The 18,921-nt window shown below is 70.0% G+C and carries 16 protein-coding genes; 6 read left to right on the top strand and 10 right to left on the bottom strand.

What is annotated here, in order from left to right; genetic code table 11:
• Positions 1-77 precede the first annotated feature (77 nt).
• From gap to ASF76_RS07370, 5 genes are all read left to right on the top strand, one after another.
• On the top strand, positions 78-1,088 hold the full coding sequence (gene gap / locus ASF76_RS07390; protein ID WP_055955199.1) for a type I glyceraldehyde-3-phosphate dehydrogenase: 1,011 nt from the start codon (positions 78-80) through the stop codon (positions 1,086-1,088).
• 6 nt (positions 1,089-1,094) lie between these two features.
• Positions 1,095-2,309, top strand: a complete 1,215-nt coding sequence (locus ASF76_RS07385) for a phosphoglycerate kinase (RefSeq protein WP_055955196.1) — start codon at positions 1,095-1,097, stop codon at positions 2,307-2,309.
• Positions 2,300-3,088 (top strand): triose-phosphate isomerase, encoded by a 789-nt coding sequence (tpiA, locus tag ASF76_RS07380; protein ID WP_055955193.1) that lies wholly within the window; start codon positions 2,300-2,302, stop codon positions 3,086-3,088. Before ASF76_RS07385 ends, tpiA begins: the two co-directional genes overlap by 10 nt.
• Before the next feature lie 112 nt (positions 3,089-3,200).
• Complete coding sequence (gene secG, locus ASF76_RS07375) at positions 3,201-3,449, top strand: preprotein translocase subunit SecG (RefSeq protein WP_055955190.1); 249 nt, start codon at positions 3,201-3,203, stop codon at positions 3,447-3,449.
• Between the two features lies 1 nt (position 3,450).
• A complete protein-coding gene (locus ASF76_RS07370; RefSeq protein ID WP_055955187.1) occupies positions 3,451-3,804 on the top strand; it encodes an RNA polymerase-binding protein RbpA in 354 nt (117 codons plus the stop codon).
• A 70-nt stretch (positions 3,805-3,874) separates the two neighbouring features.
• Here the strand turns inward: ASF76_RS07370 and ASF76_RS07365 are convergent, their stop codons facing one another.
• The 4 genes from ASF76_RS07365 to ASF76_RS07350 form a co-directional block, all read right to left on the bottom strand.
• Entirely contained in the window at positions 3,875-4,624 is a 750-nt protein-coding gene (locus tag ASF76_RS07365; protein WP_055955183.1) for a hypothetical protein, read from the bottom strand.
• Positions 4,621-6,102, bottom strand: a complete 1,482-nt coding sequence (locus ASF76_RS07360; RefSeq protein ID WP_055955180.1) for a polysaccharide deacetylase family protein — start codon at positions 6,100-6,102, stop codon at positions 4,621-4,623. The genes ASF76_RS07365 and ASF76_RS07360 overlap by 4 nt, the downstream gene beginning before the upstream one ends.
• Before the next feature lie 83 nt (positions 6,103-6,185).
• Entirely contained in the window at positions 6,186-7,235 is a 1,050-nt protein-coding gene (locus ASF76_RS07355) for an NAD-dependent epimerase/dehydratase family protein (RefSeq protein WP_235561251.1), read from the bottom strand.
• Positions 7,236-7,237: 2 nt separating this feature from the next.
• Positions 7,238-8,566 (bottom strand): nucleotide sugar dehydrogenase, encoded by a 1,329-nt coding sequence (locus ASF76_RS07350; protein ID WP_082484906.1) that lies wholly within the window; start codon positions 8,564-8,566, stop codon positions 7,238-7,240.
• A 293-nt stretch (positions 8,567-8,859) separates the two neighbouring features.
• Here ASF76_RS07350 and ASF76_RS07345 point away from each other — a divergent pair, with 293 nt between their 5' ends.
• A complete protein-coding gene (locus ASF76_RS07345; protein ID WP_162240807.1) occupies positions 8,860-10,140 on the top strand; it encodes a glycosyltransferase family 2 protein in 1,281 nt (426 codons plus the stop codon).
• Positions 10,141-10,183: 43 nt separating this feature from the next.
• Here ASF76_RS07345 and ASF76_RS07340 read toward each other — a convergent pair whose 3' ends face one another.
• From ASF76_RS07340 to tal, 6 genes are all read right to left on the bottom strand, one after another.
• Positions 10,184-12,715 carry an AAA family ATPase gene (locus ASF76_RS07340; RefSeq protein ID WP_055955174.1) on the bottom strand — a complete coding sequence of 844 codons (2,532 nt, stop codon included), beginning with the start codon at positions 12,713-12,715 and terminating at the stop codon, positions 10,184-10,186.
• Between the two features lie 174 nt (positions 12,716-12,889).
• Positions 12,890-13,678: a 6-phosphogluconolactonase gene (gene pgl, locus ASF76_RS07335; RefSeq protein WP_055955171.1), complete on the bottom strand. Its 789-nt coding sequence runs from the start codon at positions 13,676-13,678 to the stop codon at positions 12,890-12,892.
• Positions 13,675-14,622 (bottom strand): glucose-6-phosphate dehydrogenase assembly protein OpcA, encoded by a 948-nt coding sequence (locus ASF76_RS07330; protein ID WP_055955168.1) that lies wholly within the window; start codon positions 14,620-14,622, stop codon positions 13,675-13,677. Before ASF76_RS07330 ends, pgl begins: the two co-directional genes overlap by 4 nt.
• Positions 14,619-16,169: a glucose-6-phosphate dehydrogenase gene (gene zwf / locus ASF76_RS07325; protein ID WP_055955165.1), complete on the bottom strand. Its 1,551-nt coding sequence runs from the start codon at positions 16,167-16,169 to the stop codon at positions 14,619-14,621. Before zwf ends, ASF76_RS07330 begins: the two co-directional genes overlap by 4 nt.
• Positions 16,170-16,172: 3 nt before the next feature.
• Positions 16,173-17,798 (bottom strand): glucose-6-phosphate isomerase, encoded by a 1,626-nt coding sequence (locus tag ASF76_RS07320; RefSeq protein WP_055955162.1) that lies wholly within the window; start codon positions 17,796-17,798, stop codon positions 16,173-16,175.
• Complete coding sequence (tal, locus tag ASF76_RS07315; protein ID WP_055955159.1) at positions 17,795-18,916, bottom strand: transaldolase; 1,122 nt, start codon at positions 18,914-18,916, stop codon at positions 17,795-17,797. Before tal ends, ASF76_RS07320 begins: the two co-directional genes overlap by 4 nt.
• Positions 18,917-18,921 lie beyond the last annotated feature (5 nt).

Raw genomic sequence — 18,921 nt, 5'->3', positions numbered from 1 at the left:
CCGCCGGGACGCCGTTGTCCGCCAGCGAACACCGCAATCACGCGCATATCGCGCACAACTGATTCAGGAGAAATTCCGTGACCGTCAAGATCGGAATCAACGGCTTCGGCCGTATCGGACGCAACTACCTCCGCGCGGCTCTCGCGCAGGGGGCCGACCTCGAAATCGTGGCGGTGAACGACCTCACCGACAACAAGTCGCTGGCGCACCTCCTCAAGTACGACTCCGTCGGCGGCGTGCTGACCGAGGACGTCTCGTACACCGCTGACTCCATCACCGTCGGCGACAAGACCATCAAGGTCTTCGAAGAGCGCGACCCCGCCAACCTCCCCTGGGGCGAGCTGGGTGTCGACATCGTCATCGAGTCGACCGGTCGCTTCACCAAGGCGGAAGACGCCAAGAAGCACATCACGGGTGGTGCCAAGAAGGTGCTCATCTCGGCTCCCGCCACGGGTGACGACGCGACCATCGTCATGGGCGTCAACGAAGAGACCTACAACCCCGAGACCGACGTCATCATCTCCAACGCGTCGTGCACCACGAACTGCCTCGCGCCGCTGGCCCAGGTCTTCGAAGAGGCGTTCGGCATCGAGCGCGGCTTCATGATGACCGCCCACGCCTACACCGCCGACCAGAACCTGCAGGACGGCCCGCACAGCGACCTCCGTCGTGCCCGCGGTGCGGCGATCAACATCGTCCCCGCCTCGACCGGTGCCGCCAAGGCCATCGGCCTGGTGCTGCCCGAGCTCAACGGCAAGCTCAGCGGCTCGTCGTACCGCGTGCCGGTGCCCACCGGCTCGATCGTCGACCTCACGATCATCACGCCCACCGACGGTCTGACCGTCGACCAGGTCAACGAGGTCTACAAGAAGGCCGCCGCCGAGGGCCGCCTCAACGGCATCCTGCAGTACACCGAAGACCCGATCGTCTCGAGCGACATCCAGGGCAACCCGCACTCGTCGATCTTCGACGCGGAGCTGACCAACGTCAGCGGCAACCTCGTCAAGGTCTCGTCGTGGTACGACAACGAGTGGGGTTACTCCAACCGCCTCGTCGACCTCACCGAGTACGTCGCCGAGCGCCTGTAACCCTTCATGGCTCTGCGCACCCTCGATTCGCTGGGGTCGCTCGCCGGCACGCGGGTCATCGTCCGTTGTGATTTGAACGTCCCCCTCAAGGACGGCGTCATCACGGACGATGGCCGCGTGCGCGCGTCGCTTCCTACTCTCAATGCACTGATCAACGCCGGCGCGCGTGTGGTCGTGTGCTCGCACCTGGGCCGCCCCGATGGGGCGCCCGACCCGAAGTACTCGCTCGAGCCGGTCGCGCAGCGCCTGTCCGAACTGCTCGGCCAGCCGGTCGCGTTCGCGCGCGACACGGTCGGCGAGTCGGCTCAGGATGCCGTCGGCTCGCTCGAGAACGGCGAGGTCGCCGTCATCGAGAACCTGCGCTTCAACGCAGGGGAGACCTCGAAGGACGAGTCCGAGCGTCAGGCCTTCGCGCGAGAGCTCGCCGGTCTCGGTGACGCCCTCGTCTCCGACGGTTTCGGCGTCGTGCACCGCAAGCAGGCGAGCGTCTACGACCTCGCCCAGCTGGTGCCCTCGGCCGCGGGCCTGCTCATTCAGAAGGAGCTCGAGGTCCTCGACCGTCTGACCGAGAACCCCGAGCGCCCCTACACGGTCGTGCTCGGCGGATCGAAGGTCAGCGACAAGCTCGGCGTGATCGAACACCTGCTGCCCCGCGTCGACAAGCTCCTCGTCGGCGGCGGCATGATGTTCACCTTCCTCGTCGCCGAGGGGTACGAGGTCGGCGCGAGCCTGCTCGAGAAGGACCAGATCGACACCGTGAAGGGCTACCTCGCCACGGCGAAGGAGCGCGGCGTCGAGATCGTCCTCCCCGTCGACGCCGTCGTCGCGGCATCGTTCTCGGCGGACGCCGAGCACGTCGTCGCCGACGCCCAGGCCCTGGAGGACACCGACTTCGGTGCGTCCGGACTGGGACTCGACATCGGACCCCGCACGGCGGAGATCTTCGCCGACGCGATCCGCGGTTCGCGCACCGTCTTCTGGAACGGCCCGATGGGCGTGTTCGAGATGAAGGCGTTCGAAGCCGGCACCAAGACCGTCGCCCAGGCGCTCACCGAGGTCGACGGCCTCAGTGTCGTCGGCGGCGGCGACTCCGCCGCAGCCGTGCGTCAGCTCGGTTTCGCGGACGAGGCGTTCGGCCACATCTCCACCGGTGGCGGCGCGAGCCTGGAGTTCCTCGAAGGTAAGAAGCTCCCCGGACTGGAGGTCCTCGGATGGCAGTGACCAGAACCCCTCTCATCGCCGGCAACTGGAAGATGAACCTCGACCACCTGCAGGCGGTCGCGTTCGTCCAAAAGCTGCACTGGACGCTGAAGGAGGCGAAGCACGACAAGGGCAGCGTCGAGGTCGCGGTGTTCCCGCCGTACACCGACCTGCGCACGGTGCAGACCCTCCTCGACGCCGACAAGATCGAGTTCGCCCTCGGCGGGCAGGACCTCTCGGCCCACGACTCCGGTGCGTACACCGGGGAGATCTCGGGCCAGTTCCTCGCCAAACTCGACGCGAAGTACGTCATCATCGGGCACTCCGAGCGTCGTCAGTTCCATCACGAGAGCGACGAGGTCATCGCGGCGAAGACGCAGGCGGCGTTGCGCCACGGCCTCGTGCCCGTGATCTGCGTCGGCGAGACCTCGGATGACCTCGAGAAGTTCGGCGCCAGCGCCGTTCCGGTCGGGCAGCTCGAGGTCGCACTCGAGGGTGTGTCGGCGGATGCCGACATCGTCGTCGCGTATGAGCCCGTTTGGGCGATCGGCTCCGGTCAGGCCGCGACGCCCGACCAGGCGCAGGAGGTCTGCGCGAAGCTCCGCGCGGTCGTCGCCGACAAGCTCGGTGCTGACGCCGCCTCCCGCACGCGCGTGCTGTACGGCGGTTCGGTGAAGTCGGGCAACATCGCCGGCTTCATGCGCGAGCCCGACGTCGACGGTGCCCTGGTAGGCGGTGCGAGCCTCGTCGTCGACGAGTTCGCCGCGATCATCCGGTTCCAGAAGCACGTCGGCGTCTGACGCTCACGGATGCCCGCGGCGCCTCGCCGCGGGCATCCGTGCGTCCGCGCCCCCTCCCTCTATACTTGACGCTTGTGCGGTCGACCAGGCCGCTCGCGAAAGGCTTTCGACAGTGCAGATTCTCGAGTTCGTCCTGCAGGTGCTCCTGGGCGTCACCAGCCTCCTGCTGACCCTGCTCATCCTGCTCCACAAGGGTCGCGGCGGCGGTCTCTCCGACATGTTCGGTGGCGGCATGAGCTCGGCGATGGGTTCCTCCGGACTCGCGGAGCGCAACCTCAACCGCTTCACGGTCGTCCTGGCTCTGACGTGGTTCGTCACCATCGTCGGCCTCGGCCTGCTGACCAAGTTCGCGGAGCTCTGACATGGCCACCGGAGGTAATGCGATCCGCGGCTCCCGCGTCGGTGCCGGCCCCATGGGTGAACAAGATCACGGCTTTCACGCCGATCGCGTGGCCGTGTCCTACTGGGACGCCCTCGGAAACGAGACGGTGCGCTACTTCGCCGCGGGCATTCCCGACGACGAGATCCCCGAGACGATCGACTCACCGCACTCGGGCCTTCCGGCCGGGCGCGACAAGGCGAACCCCCCGGCCCTGGCCAAGGCGGAGCCCTACAAGACCCACCTCGCTTACGTGAAGGAGCGTCGAAGCGACGAAGAAGCCGCTTCCCTCCTCGACGACGCGTTGCAGCAGTTGCGCGAGCGCCGCGGTCAGTGACGATCGAGAGGGCCGGATGCCATGGCATCCGGCCCTTCGTCGTTCGTTCGGCCGTTTTCTCGACGCTCGCCTAGCGGACCGGTGAATGGGTGATCAATCGCGTCCACGGTCCCGGCGGGACATCGGCATCGTCGACGAATGCCCAGTCGAGCCGGTCGTCTTCGCCGTCGAGATCGGCGAAGCCGAGGCATCCGTTGAGCGCCGGTGAGACGTCGAGACCGGCGCCGTTGAAGCGGGTGTTGGCGGGGCGTCGGTCGTCGGAGCCGAACACGTAGTCGGCGTCGTGGTACTCGCCCGGCCCTGCGTCCTGGATCTGCCCGTAGCAGAGGTGCCCGTCCTTGTGCAGGACGACCCAGCGGTTCTTCATCAGGCTGACCGTCGGGTCGTCGACGGATGACGCGAAGGCGGGGTCGTGAGCCCACGGGACGACCTCGCCACGGAGCGCGAACCCCTCGCGATCGTTGACGTCGTCGAAGGGCAGGTCGAGGTAGAACGGGTTCTCCCGGGGTGTCATCCCTGTGGGGAAGTAGTCGGTGTCCGCCGTCCGCGACTCGGTGCGACACTCCTCGCCGGTGTCGATGCCGTCGCACCCGCCGTACGCGGCGAGCCAGTCGCTGTCGTACGTCGACACGCGTTGACTGCCGTCGGGGGCTTCGGGATCGAACACCTCGCCCACCCAGAACGTCGTCGCCACGATCCCGGTGTGCCAGGGGTAGCCGGTGTCGGGGCGAGACGATTCGACCGGTGCGCACGCGCACACGACGGTGGCGACGACCACCGCGAGGGTGATCGCCGCCACCGTCGTCTGCCGCGCGGTCATCCCGCGGTGGTGGCCTCGGTGGGCCGGAAGAGCTCGACCGGACCCTCGGGCGGCGTCGCCGCGGCCGGTGAGGTCGATGAGGTGGGCGGCGTCACCGCGCCGGCGGAGGACAGCGGGGGCGCACCGGCGCTGTCGTACAGCTGCAGGTCGTCGGTGCGCAGGGTGCCGTCGGCGAAGATCGTGAGGGCGAAACTGATGCCGTCGTAGCCCGCGGGGATCGCCGGTGTCGTCCAGTCGGCCTGCGTCCACTGCGTCGCCGGGGCGAACCACGGGCTCGAGGTCCAGTACGACCACGCCCCGGTCGTGGAGCGCAAGTAGACCGCGAACTGGGTGACCCCGCTGGCGAGATACCACTCGCGGAGCGTGTACGTCCGACCGGCCGTCACCGTCGGCGCGCACTGCCCGAGATCGAACTGCGGGAGGAGCTTCGCGTCGCCGTCCGCATAGTTCGACATGGTGATGCCGCTGGCCACCGAGCCCGTGTGCGCGGGTGCCCCCGTGCTGAAGGCGGGGGCGTTGTTACCGTAGCCGCCGCGCATCCAGCAGTCGGGAGCACCGACCTCGAGGCTCGGGTTGGTGATGCCGTTCGTCGACCCGGTGGGGGCCGCGACGACCGGTCCGTTGACGAGCGGCTTGGCGGCGCCGCCGATGACGTCGCCGATCGTCCGCACCACGGTGCCGGCGGCCTGTCGGGTCTTCAGCCACGCCACGAAGCTCGAGAACACGCTCGGGGTGACGGCGAGGTCGCTGCACGCGTCGGCGCACACGTCGTGGAATGTGTACTGCACCCACCCGCCGCCGTTGCGCTCGGCATTCGTGACGCCGGCTTTCAGGTCGTCGAGCGACCAGGTGGCATCCACTTGATCCAGGGCCTTCAGCGCATAGCGGTCGGCGGGTCGCGTCGATTCGGCGTAGGAGCACTCCGGGCATCCGAATCGACTGCGGATGTCGCCGAGCAGCCGGGCGCTGCTGTACCCGCACGCTGCCGCGGCCTGCTGGACCTGGGGGGTACTGGAGGCGAAGGGGTACGCGAAACTGCGGACGGTGAACCCCCACGACGTGAGGTTGCGGCGGTCGGTGCAGATCTGCCTCTTCGCCTCGTCGACGCTCACCTGCGCGAGGTCGGGGTGGTTCACGGTGTGCCCGCCGACCTCGTGCCCGGCGTTCTTCAGGCTCGTCAGATCGGCGCGCGTCATGTGACCCGTGGCGCCGATGAACCCCGAGGGCACGTAGAACGTCGCCCGCATGCCGTTCGATCGGAGGGCGGGGAGCGCCTGCAACTGGTTCGCATTGGCATCGTCGAACGTCAGGCTCACGATCGTGCGGGTCGCGGCCTCGGCGGGCGGCGCGGGGGACCAGATGACGACAGCCCCGGCTGCCACCGCGACCGCCGCAACCACGGCGACACCGCGGCGTAGGGCCGCCCTCGACGTACGGGCGACCTGCGTGCGGGCGACCGGCGTGCGGGCGACCTGCACGTGGGGGACCGGTTCGCGGGGGATCGGCCATCGGGCGCCCGGCCCGCTGGGGATCGGCCGACGGGCGCCCGGCCCGCGGGGGATCACAACGCACCCCGGAACGACTCGGCACCGGCGAGGGGCATGGCATCCGACCCGAGTCGTTCGCGCGAGAGCAGGTCTGCGGCGACCCGCATGATGGTCGAGGTCAGCGAGGTACGCGGCTCGTAGCCGACGAGGGCGTTCGCCTTGGTGTTGTCGGGCACGCGACGGCGCATGTCTTCGAAGCCCGGCGCGTAGGCCTGTGCGTACGGCACCAGTTCGACCGTGCTGCGGCTGTCGAGGGTGCGGATGACCTCGTGTGCGAGGTCGAGGATCGAGATCTCGCGTGCGCCCCCGAGGTTGTACGCCTGTCCGCGCGAACGCGGGTCGCGCTCGATGAGGACCATTGCGGGGACGACGTCCTCGACGGCGGAGAAGCAGCGCGTCTGCAGACCGTCGCCGAACACGGTCAGCGGCTGACCGCGCAGCGCCTGCCCGACGAGGTTCGGCAGCACCATGCCGTAGCGGCCGGTCTGACGCGGCCCGACGGTGTTGAACAGCCGCACGATCGAGACATCCAGACCCTCCTGGTCGCAGTACGCCTTCGCGAATGCCTCGTCGATGCCCTTGGCGCCGGCGTAGGTCCAGCGCGAGAGGAGCGGGTCGCCGAGGACCCGGTCGGAGTCCTCGCGCAGGCGATCGGCGGTGTTCTTGCCGTACACCTCGCTGGTCGACACCAGCAGCACCGAGGCCTGCCGCTCGATCGCGGCGGTGAGGACGTTCTCGGTGCCGTGGATGTTGACGCGAAGGCCCCGCAGTGGCTGCTCGACGATGAGCTTCACGCCCACCGCCGCCGCGAGATGGAAGACACGGTCGCATCCCTGCATCGCCTGGCCCACCGTCAGGGTGTTCAGGATGGAGCCGTGGATCATGGTCAGCCGCGGGTGGTCCACGACTCCGGCGAGGTTGCAGGCGGATCCGGTGGAGAGGTCGTCGAGGACGACGACCTCATCGCCGAGACCGAGCAGGTGCTCGACCAGGTGGCTGCCGACGAAACCGGCGCCGCCGGTGACGAGCGATCGTGTCGCGGCGCGGCCAGGATACACCTGCACGCTCACAGCAGCACCCGTCCCGCGATGTCGGCGCTGCGGTAGGTGCCGTCGACGACGACAGTGTCGATGTCGAGCCAGGCGAGATCGCTGTCGTGGTGGCGCGTGTGCACGAGCACCACATCGGGCCGGAACGCGGCGGGATCGGCGAGCGAATCGCGCTCGCGCCCCGACCCGAGGTGGATGTGCGCCGCATGCGTGTCGACGTACTGCACCTCGGCACCGAGATCGATGAGCAGGTCGATGATCTCCAGGGCGGGGGACTCGCGGAGATCGGCGACGTCGGGCTTGTAGGTGACCCCGACCACGAGGACCCGCGCGCCGAGGGTGCTCTTGCCCGCCTTCCCGAGTACGTCGCGGATGCGCTCCACCACCCGACGGGGACGCGCGGCGATGCGCGTCATCGCCTCCGTGATGAGGCCGGCATCTACGTGCAGGGCTTTGAGCTGCCACAGCAGGTAGTGCGGGTCGCACGGGATGCAGTGACCGCCGACACCCGGCCCGGGGTAGAACGCCATGAATCCGTACGGCTTCGTGCTCGCCGCCTCGATCACCTCGGTCACCGGGACCTCGAGTGCCCCGCAGATGTCGGCGAACTCGTTGGCGAGGGCGATGTTGACCGCGCGGAACGTGTTCTCGAGCAGCTTCGTCATCTCGGCGGTCGCCAGGCTCGACACGCGGTGCACGCGCGCCGCGTACCGGGAGAGCAGACGCGCGCCCTCCTCCTCGCATTCAGGGGTCGCCCCGCCCACCACGCGGGGGACCACCTCCTGGGCGAAACCGACGTTGCCGGGGTCGATGCGTTCGGCGCTGAACGTCACGAACACGTCGCGGCCGATCTGCATCCCCCTATCGCGCAGGGGCTGCTCGATGAGGTCGTGGGTGCAGCCGACGTAGGTGGTGGAGGTGAGCATGATCAGCTGACCCGGGCGTGCGGCGGCGACGACGGTGGCGCAGGCCGTGCGCAGCGGGACGAGATCGGGTACCTGTCGGTCGTCGACGGGGGTGGGCACGCACACGACGATGGCGGCGGCGCGGCCGAGCTCGCGGACGTCCCCGGTCAGCCGGAAGTCACCCGGGGCGTGCAGGGCGACGTCGAGCCGCTCGCGGTCGGAGTCGATGAGATCGGCACCGCGGGCCGCGATCGTGCGCAGACGGCGAGAAGACGCATCCAGCGCGAGCACCCGAGCGCCACTCGTGTGGTGGGCGAGAGCCGTTGGCAGGCCGACGTATCCGAGACCGACGATGGCGACGTCGAAATCGAACGGGACGTCTGCCGGTGCGGGGTCGAGCGGGGCCGGGAACAGGTCCGCCCGGACATCGAGTGTGGACATCATCATCCTCCAGAAGCGGGTAGGTGAAGCAGAGTCGGATCTCACGGTCGACCCCTCGCTCACCCTCAGCCGCGGCGGAGGCGACCGTCAAGCAACGGGCGGCGATCGTGCGGGTCGCCGCGAACCGCACGCGATCTTGCGGGAGACCGCATCCGGCGTGCGGGTCGGCGCGCGCCGACGGCGGCTGTCGACGCGTACGGTCGAGCGCGAGCGAAGGGGGATGCCGTGTCTCGAGCGGTCAGCGATGCGCCGACGGCCACGCCCGCCGCGCGAACACCCGCGGGATGGGTCGCGTGACACTCGCTGTCGTGCTGATCGTCGTGATCTGCACGATCGGGCTCTCGACCGCGGTGTGGGGGGTCGCCGCCCTGTGTCGGCTCGCCGCCGAAGGGCGCACCGGCGCATCCCTGCTGTCGCCGTCGATGTTCTTCCGTCCCGAGGAGGTGGCGGTGCTCATCGCCGCGCACGACGAGCAGCTCGTGATCGCGGACGCCGTCCGCGCGGCACGCGCCCTCGTCCCGGCGCGCAACGTCTTCGTCGTCTCGGACGGCTCGAACGACGAGACCGCGGCGCGCGCCCGCGAGGCGGGCGCCACGGCATGGGATCTCGTCCCCAACCGGGGGAAGGCGGGAGCGATCCGCGCCGGCCTCGCGCACTTCCGCATCCCCGAGCGCTTCCCGCTGCTGCTCCTCCTCGATGCCGACTCGCGTCCTCGACCGGACTACCTGCGCACCGGCCTGCCGCTTTTCACCGATGAGGGGGTGGTGGCGGTGGCGGGACGGGCGACGACGGCCCCGGATGCCGCGACCCGGGGGATGGGCCGGCTTCTCACGTCCTACCGGGAGCGGACCTACGTCTGCACGCAGTACCTCCACAAATTCGGTCAGGCGGCACGCGCGACGGATGCGGTGGCGATCGTGCCGGGATTCGCGAGCATGTACCGCACCGACGTCCTCGACCGCATCGACATCGACGCGCCCGGGCTCTCGATCGAGGACTTCAACATGACCTTCGAGGTGCACGCGAAGCGTCTGGGACGCATCGCGTTCCACCCGGCGTGCGCGATTGCCGAGACGCAGGACCCCGCCCTCTTCCGGGACTACTCGGCGCAGATGCGGCGGTGGAGTCTCGGCTTCTGGCAGACGGTGCGGCGCCACGGTCCGCGCCGGGGCCTGTTCTGGGCGTCCGTCGGCGTGTTCGCGGTGGAGACGGTCGTCTCCAGCCTCGTGCTCACCGCGATGGTGCCGGTCCTGGCGGTCGCCGCGATCGCGGCCGCAGCGAGCGTGATGCTCGCCGGAGAGGCGTCGACCGTCGCGTCGGCGGTGGCGACCGTGCTGCCGGTGGGTCCGTTGGCCGCGGCCTTCCTCGCGGCGGATGCGGCGATGACGGTGTTCTCCTGCGCCGTCACCGGCACTCGGCCGCGCGTATGGATGCTCCTCTTCCCGCTGCTGCGGGTCTGGGACGCGGTGCTGTGCCTCCGCGCGCTCGTCGCGGCGATCGGACGCGGACGGCCCTCCGACGGTCGCTGGCGCAGCCCCGACCGCCGGGCGGCGTTGTCACCCGTCTCGCCCTGAGCCCCGGCATCCGAGTCCGACGTCGTCCTCGCGTGTCCGGGCATCAGGGCAGGGACGCGCCGTGCAACAGCGCGACCAGGTGCACGCGCGAGCTCACGCCGAGCGTGCGGTAGACGCCCGTCAGCCGCAGTTCGACGGTGCGCAGCGAGATGAAGAGCGCGGCGGCGATGTCGCGGTTGCGAAGGCCCTGACTGACCAGCGCGACGACATCGCGTTCCTGAGCGGTGAGCGAGCGTCCCCGATCGGCGGGACGCGGCGCGGCACGCAGTACCGGCCGATCCGTGGTCGGCAGACAGCGGTCACGCGCCGCGCGGAGGCGAAGGCGCTCGATCGGCGGATCATCGGTGCGCCAGATCGCCTCCGCCTCGCGGAACGCGGCGGCGCCGTCGCGATCGCTGCGGCAGACGGCGCGCGAGCGCGCCACCGCGAGCGTCGTCCACCGGCGCGGGGTGCGGACGGACGCCGCTTCGAGGCGGGCGAGGATGCGGCGCGCATCCGCGCGGTGACCGCTCAACCAGAGCGCTTCGACTAGGTCGGCGTCACAGCGCAGCAGCGACGGATCCTCGCAGGGCACCGCTTCTCGCGCGGCCTCGAGGGAAGCGACCGCGTCGTCGAAGCGCCCCTCCGCGAGAGCGGACCCCCCCTCGAGGACGGCGAACCACGGCAACGGCGTCGGTGTGCCCTCGCGTCGGGAGAGATCGCGCCCGCGACGGACGAGCTCGCCCGCCCCGGGTCCGAGTGGATCGAGCGCGGCGGCGCTCGCGAGCACGAGGACGTCGGACACCTCGGATGGGCGCCCGGGGACCCACTCGCGCCGCCAGGCGGTGACGGCGTCGCGCGCGGCGACAGGATCACCGCCACGCACCTCCGTCGTCACGAGGAGGCGCCGCAGCTGATCGCGCCAGTACGGCTGCGGACGCGGCCGGCGTTCGAGGAGCGCGTGGATGCCGCGTCGCACGGTGGCGTACTCCTCACGCAGCACGGCGGTGCTCAACGCGAGGAGTTCCTGCTCGATCGGGGTATCCCCCTCCGCGACGTTCGCGGCGAGGCCCGTGTCGACGGTGACGGGGAGCAGGACGTCGGCGCCCAACTCGTCGAGGAGGCGGGCGAGAAGCGCCGTCTCGGTCGAGGCGACGCCCCGCGCGACGGAGAGGACGACCAGATCGTGCGCGCGCTCCGTCTCTCCGCGCCACAGATGCAGCCGGGCACTCTCGCACAGAAGACGTTCGGCCGCGCGCGGGTCGTCAGTCTCCGCCGCCACACGAAGCATCGCGTCGTCGACGATCTGATCGGCGGCCGTCGTCGCCCGCAGCCACGCCAGCGCCGCGCGAGTGCGCACGTCGGGGTCGCTCGGTACTCCGGCGCGCCGGAGGTAATGCTGACCCCGCACATCGTGTCCCTGCATCACGAGAGCCTCGCCGAGGTCGACGAGGAGGCCGCATCGTGAAGCGTCGTCGATGCGCCCGCCCAGAGCGCGCTCCGCGAACTCGACCGCCGCCGACGGTTCGCCGTCGCGGGCAAGATCGACCGCGGCGACCAGGAGACGTTCGCGATCGGCGTCGGGCTCGGCGTGACTGCGGTGCCACAGGTGGGTCGCGGGGTATTTCTCCGCGTGCTCCTGGGCAGCCCGGATGTGTAGCCGGGACCGCTGGTCGGCGGAGAGCGAGGCGAGCAGACGCAGGCGGAGCGCGGGGTCGGCGATGCGTGCGAGCTCTCCGTGGACGGCGACGAGGCCTGCGTCGATGAGGGTACCCATCTCGATCCCGAGGGCTGAGGCGGCGGCGCGCAGGCGGTCGTGCCCGAAGACCGGTCCGGTGCACAGGAGGTCCATGAGCTCGGCGACGCGGGGGTCGGAGAACTCCCGGTCCGCCCGCCCACGGCGGTCTGATTCGTCTTCCGCGAGTCGGAGCGGGAACGGCAGCGGATCGTCGCCCGCTGCCTCGCACGGGGTGAGGCGCACGCGCGAGAGGATGGCGGGATCGCCGCCGACGGAGCCCGCCACCGTGGCGAGTACCGCGAGGGCCGCGCCCGATCCAAGAACCGCGCGTCCGAGGTCGAGCGACTCGTCGAAGGACAGCCGCTCCAGACGGGAGTGCCGCAGGCCGGCGAAATCGCGCCTGCGGTCAGCGGTACCCGCCGTCGCCACCACGCTGAGGCCGGTTCCCCGCAGCCGACCGAACACGTAGGACAGCACGGTCAGGCTCGCGCTGTCCACCTGGTCGAGATCGTCGATGACCACGACGTCGGGCTCGTCGTGAACGAGATGAAGGGTTCGGCTGAGCTCTTCGGCGAGGAGGTGCTCGGGCCAGTCGTGGCTGCGCGCGAGGACGGTGTCGACGGCGCTGCGTCGCTCGCCGCTCAGACCCGTCGCCAGGGCGGAAAGCCCGGAATACTGCCACATCCGCTCGTTCGGGCTCGCCGTGATGACGACGGCGTCGTGCCGAGCTGCGATCTCGCGAGCCAGAGCGGTTTTACCGATGCCCTTCTCCCCGGTGAAAAGGCACCCTGCGCCCCCGGTGGTTTCGATGACGTCTTGCGCGATGCGTTTCTCGCGCGCACGACCGACAAATGGCATCCCACGTCCCCAACTGCGTCGTCCGGCAGCCGGAGATCATTCTCCCGGGCCGGATCAGGATGCCCCCCGATCGAAGGCTAGATCGCGTCTCGGGCAAAGGCAAGGGGTGTCGTGGCGGAGAGCGACGAGGACCGGATGCCGATGGCATCCGGTCCTCGTGTCGAGCGTGGACGCTCAGTACTCGCGGTCGATGAGCTGCGGCGGCACCTGATCGGCGGCGACCTCGTCGACGAAGAACGCCGTGCGACGGCGACCCTTCGCCCCCGCGGCCGGAACGCTCTGGTAGCTCGCCCCGGCCAGGGCGAGCCCGAGGGCCGCGGCCTTGTCGGCGCCGGCGATGACCATCCAGACGCGCTTCGAGCTGTTGATGACGGGACGCGTGAGCGAGACCCGCTCACTCGGCGGCTTGGGGGACTCCCGCACGGGCACGGTGGCCCGGTCGGTCACCGAGATCTCGGGGCGGTCCGGGAACAGCGAGGCGATGTGCGCGTCGGGGCCGACACCGAGGAAACAGATGTCGAACGACGGCCACGGGCCCGTCTCGCTGCGATCCGACGGGGCGAACTGCGCGAGCTCGTCGGCGTAGGCGATCGCCGCGGTGTCGAGATCGACCCCGTCTTCGCTGGATGCCACGGCGTGGATGTTCTCGGCCGGGACGTCGATGTGATCGAGGAAGGCCTCGCGCGCCTGCTTCTCGTTGCGGTCGTCGCTGTCGCGCGGCACGAACCTCTCGTCGCCGAACCAGAAGTGCACGAGCGACCAGTCGATGTCGGCGACGCGCTCGTCACGCGCGGCGGTGCGCAGGACCGCCCCGCCCATGGTGCCGCCGGTGAGGCAGATGTGCATGCGCTTGCCCTCGGCGACACGCTTGACGATGCGATTCACGAAGCGGGTGGCGACGTACTCGGCGAGGGCGTCGGCATCGCGCTTGATGATGACGCGCTTGGCGGAACCGTCGCTCACGACCCGCTCCTCTCGCTCGCGGCGTGCAGCAGATCGTGTCCGTCGGTGATCACGCGACCGTAGAGCAGGTCGGGGTCGAGGCGGCGCAGTTCCTCGGCCAGACACTCGCGGAGCGTGCGGCGCGGGAAGGCGAGATCGTGCGTGGGCTGCCCGGGCTGGCGGAGGATCGCGACCCCCGCCTCGGGACGCTCGAGCAGCGTGTCGCCGCTCGCGCGCGTGAGACGGACCGACTTGATGCCGCTCGCCCACTCGTCTGCCGGGAGGTAGGCGTAGTCGACGGGGGCGTCGAGCTTCATGCCCAGCCACGCCGCGAGCAACGAGGTCGAGGGGGAGTCGGCAGCGCCGCGCACTTCGATCGCGGTGACCGGCTCGTACGGCGGCTGATCGAGCACAGCCGCGAGCTGCTCGCGCCAGCGCGTGAGGCGGGTCCACGCGAAGTCGGTGTCACCGGGGGCGTAGTGCTCGCCCAGTTCGGCCACCCACGCCGCGGGATCGGCCTGCGACGAGGCGTCGGTGATGCGGCGCTGCGCGATGCGTCCGATGGCCGAGCGCGAGGGGTTGGCCGGAGCCTCGGCCGGCCACCACGCGACGACCGGGGCGTCGGGGAGCAGAAGACCCGTGACGAGGCTCTCGGCGTTGGAGCCGGCAGCGCCGTGGGCACGCAGGACGACGACCTCGCTGGCACCGGCGTCGCCGCCGACGCGGATCTGGGCGTCGAGACGGGGTTCTTCGTCTTCGTCGCCGAACAGCACGGCGATGACGCGCATCGGGTGCTCGCGCGACGCGTCGTTCGCGGCCTCGATGACCTCTTCTTCGGCGCCGTGGTGCGTGACGATGATGAGGGTCAGCACGCGACCGAGGGCGACGGCGCCGCCCTCTTCTCGCACGCTGACGAGCTTTTTCGAGATCGCGCTGACGGTGGTGTCGGGCAGGTCGATGATCACGGGCGCCTCCAGGTGCGGCCGTCGCGGGCGAGGAGTTCGTCGGCGGATGCCGGCCCCCACGACCCGGGCGAGTACTGTTCGAGCGGACCGCCCTCGGCGGCCCAGAACTCCTCGATCGGGTCGAGGATCTTCCAGCTGAGCTCGACCTCTTCGTGCCGCGGGAACAGCGGCGGGTCGCCGAGCAGCACGTCGAGGATGAGGCGCTCGTAGGCTTCGGGGCTCGCCTCGGTGAAGGCATGTCCGTAGCCGAAGTCCATGGTCACGTCGCGCACCTGCGTGCCGTCGCCCGGGACCTTCGAGCCGAAGCGGATCGTGACGCCCTCGTCGGGCTGCACGCGGATGACGAGCGCGTTCTGCCCGAGCTCCTGCGTCTGGCTGCGCGAGAACAGCTGCTGAGGGGCGCGCTTGAACACCACGGCAACCTCGGTGACGCGGCGCCCGAGGCGCTTGCCGCTGCGGACGTAGAACGGCACCCCCGACCAGCGGCGGGTGTTGATCTCGAGCTTGATCGCGGCGTACGTCTCGGTGACCGACTCGGGGTTCATGCCGTCTTCCTCGAGGAAGCCCCGCACCTCTTCGCCACCCTGCCAGCCGCCGGCGTACTGCCCTCGGGCCGTGGACTCGGCGAGATTCTCGGGCAGACGCACCGCCGCGAGCACCTTCTCCTTCTCGGCGCGGAGGTCGGCGGCGTTGAAGCTGATGGGCTCCTCCATCGCCGTGAGCGCCAGCAACTGCAGGAGATGGTTCTGGATGACGTCGCGCGCCGCGCCGATGCCGTCGTAGTAGCCCGCGCGGCCACCCACGCCGATGTCTTCGGCCATGGTGATCTGCACGTGGTCGACGTAGTTGCGGTTCCAGATCGGCTCGTACAGCTCGTTGGCGAAGCGCAGCGCGAGGATGTTCTGCACCGTCTCTTTGCCGAGGTAGTGGTCGATGCGGAAGATCGCGTCGGCGGGGAAGGCGCTCTCCACGACCTCGTTCAGCTCGCGCGCCGAGGCAAGGTCGTGTCCGAACGGCTTCTCGATGACGACGCGGCGCCAGCCGGTGGTGTCGTCGGCCGTCTCGCCGACGAGCCCGGACGCCTTCAGCTGCGTCGTGACGAGGGGGAAGGCCTTCGGTGGGATCGAGAGGTAGTAGGCGTGATTGCCCATGGTCCCGCGCTCGGTGTCGAGCTTGTCGACGGTCGCACGCAGACGCTGGAACGCCTCGGGATCGTCGAACTCGCCCTGGACGAAGCGGATGCCCTCGAGCAGTTCTTTCCACGTCTCGTCGCGGAACTCGGTGCGGGCGTACTTCTTGACCGAGTCGTAGACGACCTCGGCGAAGTCCTGATCCTCCCAGTCACGACGGGCGAAGCCGACCAGGGCGAAGCCCGGGGGCAGCAGACCGCGGTTGGCGAGGTCGTAGACCGCCGGCATGAGCTTTTTGCGCGACAGGTCGCCGGTGACGCCGAAGATCACGAGGGCACTGGGCCCCGCGATCCGGCTCAAACGGCGATCCTCGGGATCGCGCAGGGGATTGTGACCCGGTGTGATCTCTACGACCATGTCTTACTGTGCCGCCTCGAAGAGTGAGAGCACTTCGACCTGCGGGTCGGTCAGCGTCAGCGTGACGACGGGACGGCCGTGGCCCTCCGCCAGCACGCTCGCGTCTCCCGCGGCCTGTGCCTGGATGAGTTGTCCGAACGTGAACGGTCGACCGGGGATCTCGAGGTCGACGTCGGTGCGTTCGGTGATCTGGAGGAAGACGCCGGTGGCGGGTCCTCCCTTGTGGTACTGGCCCGTGGAGTGCAGGAAGCGGGGACCCCATCCGAAGGTGGTGGGACGACCCGAATCCGCGGCCACGAGTTCGCGCAGGCCCGCGAGCTGCGCGAGCTCGAGGCGGTTCACGTAGGCCTGGATGCTGAAGTAGCCGTCTGCGGCGACCCGCTCGTACAGGGCCGCGAGTACGCCCGCGACGGTGCCGCTGGCGGCCAGAGTCGGGTCGGACACCCGTACCTCCACGCCGCCCTCGACGAATGCCGGCGCGGTGGGAGCCGGCTGCGCCTGCAGCAGACCGCGGGTGGCTTCCTTCGCCGACTCGACATCCGGCTGATTGAACGGGTCGATCCCGAGCATACGGCCGGCGATCGCGGTCGCGTACTCCCAGACGACCAGCTGCGCGCCCAGCGATCCGCTGACCAGCACCTCGTCGGTGTGGCGTTCGAACAGGTGGAACGCCGATGCGTCGTCGACGAACCGGACGACCTGCAGGTCATCGGGTCGGGACTCCAGCTCGGGTGAGACGGGAAGCAGCACCACGGGAAGGATGCCGGAGCCGTCCTTGCCCGTCGATTCGGCGACGAGCTGCTCGATCCAGTCGGGCAGACCCACGATGTGGCTGCCGTCGGTGACCAGGCCGAGCTTGTCGCGGCGCAGCGCCCCACCGCCGGCGATCGCGGCGGCCAGGACGAGCGCCGGGTTCTCGGGGGAGTCGATCGCGACCTCGAGGAGGGTGGCATCCGCCTCGTCGAGGAGGTCGTCGATGTCGACGCCGGCGAGCCCCGTGGGAACGAGACCGAACGCGGTGAGGGCGGAGTAGCGCCCGCCGACCTCGGGGTCGGCAGTGAAGACCCGGTAGCCATCGGCTCGCGCCGACTGCTCCAGCGGCGAGCCGGGATCGGTCACCACGACGATGCGCTCGGCCGGATCGATGCCGAGGTCGCGGAACGCGGCCTCGAAGGCGCGTTTGGCGGAGTCGGTCTCGATCGTCGAACCGGACTTGCTGGAGACCACCAGGACGGTCTGCGCGAGACCGCCCGACTCGGCGTCGCCGTCGATCGCGGCGAGCACCTGCCCGGGAGAGGTCGAATCGAGGACGACCAGCGGAACGCCGGCGGTCTGGGCGATGACCTCGGGCGCGAGCGACGAACCGCCCATCCCCGCGAGCACGACGCGGGTCACGCCCCGCGCGACGAGGTCGTCGCGCAGGGCCGTGATCTCGGGCACGAGCGGGCGCGAGACGGAGACCGCTCGCACCCACCCGAGCCGACGGGAGGCTTCGTCTTCAGCGGCCGGGCCCCAGAGGCTCGCGTCGCCGGCGGTGATGCCCGACGCGACCAGCGAGCCGGTCAGGCCCGGCAGCTCGGCCGACACGACCGAGCCGACGTGGCCCGTGACCTTGACCGCGAAGCTCACTTGGCGGCCTGGGCGCTTCCGGCCTCGAGGGCGGTCTTGACGGTGTCTTGCAGTTCGTGCCAGGAGGCGATGAACTTCTCGACGCCCTCGTCTTCGAGCGTCTGCGTCGCGTCGGCGACGTCGACGCCCGCGGCGGCGAGGCGGTCGAACACCTCGTGCGCGTCGGCGTAGGCGCCCGTGACGGTGTCGCCGGCGATCACGCCGTGGTCGAACGTGGCCTCGAGCGTCTTCTCGGGCATCGTGTTCACGGTGCCGGGGGCGACGAGCTCGGTCACGTAGAGGGTGTCGGGGAGCGCCGGGTCCTTCACGCCGGTCGACGCCCACAGCGGACGCTGCACGGTCGCGCCCGCGTCGAGCAGCTTCTTGGCGCGGTCCTCCGAGAACTTCTTCTCGAACAGCTCGTAGGCCAGACGCGCATTGGCGATGCCCGCCTTGCCCTTGAGGTCGGCGGCCTCGTCGGTGCCGAGGGTCGCGAGACGCTTGTCGATCTCGGTGTCGACGCGCGAGACGAAGAACGACGCGACCGACTGCAGGGTCGAGATGTCGTGGCCGGCGGCCTGCGCCTTCTCGACACCGGCGAGGTAGGCGTCGATGACCTCTTCGTAGCGCTCGAGGCTGAAGATGAGCGTGACGTTGACCGAGATGCCCGCACCGATGACCTCGGTGATGGCGGGCAGGCCGGCCTTGGTCGCGGGGATCTTGATCAGCACGTTCTTGCGGTCAACGCGCGCCGACAGATCCTTGGCCTGCGCGACGGTTGCCTCGGTGTCGTGGGCGAGGTCGGGAGAGACCTCGATCGACACGCGGCCGTCGACACCGCCGGTGGCCTCGAACACGGGGAGGAAGATGTCGCACGCGTCACGGACGTCGTCGGTGGTGATCGAGAAGATCGCCTCGTCGACATCGGCGCCGGCGGCGGCGAGCTCTTTGACCTGGCCCTCGTACGCCTCGCCCTTGGAGAGGGCTCCGGCGAAGATCGTGGGGTTGGTCGTCACGCCCGAGACGTTGCGGGCGTTGATCAGCTCGGCGAGATTGCCGGACTGGATCCGCTGACGCGACAGGTCGTCGAGCCAGATGCTGACGCCGGCGGCGGCGAGGTCTGCGGTGGGAGTGCTCATGTCGT

The organism is Microbacterium sp. Leaf151, assembly GCF_001424225.1.
Taxonomy (GTDB): domain Bacteria; phylum Actinomycetota; class Actinomycetes; order Actinomycetales; family Microbacteriaceae; genus Microbacterium.
The sequence above is the reverse complement of the archived record's forward strand: the minus strand, read 5'-3'. Positions and strand labels throughout refer to the sequence as shown.

Excerpts from the sequence above, each read along its gene's own strand:
- ASF76_RS07385 (WP_055955196.1), top strand. The coding sequence starts at position 1,095 with ATGGCTCTGCGCACCCTCGATTCGCTGGGGTCGCTCGCCGGCACGCGG.
- tpiA (WP_055955193.1), top strand. The coding sequence starts at position 2,300 with ATGGCAGTGACCAGAACCCCTCTCATCGCCGGCAACTGGAAGATGAAC.
- ASF76_RS07370 (WP_055955187.1), top strand. The coding sequence starts at position 3,451 with ATGGCCACCGGAGGTAATGCGATCCGCGGCTCCCGCGTCGGTGCCGGC.
- ASF76_RS07365 (WP_055955183.1), bottom strand. The coding sequence starts at position 4,624 with ATGACCGCGCGGCAGACGACGGTGGCGGCGATCACCCTCGCGGTGGTC.
- ASF76_RS07350 (WP_082484906.1), bottom strand. The coding sequence starts at position 8,566 with ATGTCCACACTCGATGTCCGGGCGGACCTGTTCCCGGCCCCGCTCGAC.
- ASF76_RS07340 (WP_055955174.1), bottom strand. The coding sequence starts at position 12,715 with ATGCCATTTGTCGGTCGTGCGCGCGAGAAACGCATCGCGCAAGACGTC.
- zwf (WP_055955165.1), bottom strand. The coding sequence starts at position 16,169 with ATGGTCGTAGAGATCACACCGGGTCACAATCCCCTGCGCGATCCCGAG.
- tal (WP_055955159.1), bottom strand. The coding sequence starts at position 18,916 with ATGAGCACTCCCACCGCAGACCTCGCCGCCGCCGGCGTCAGCATCTGG.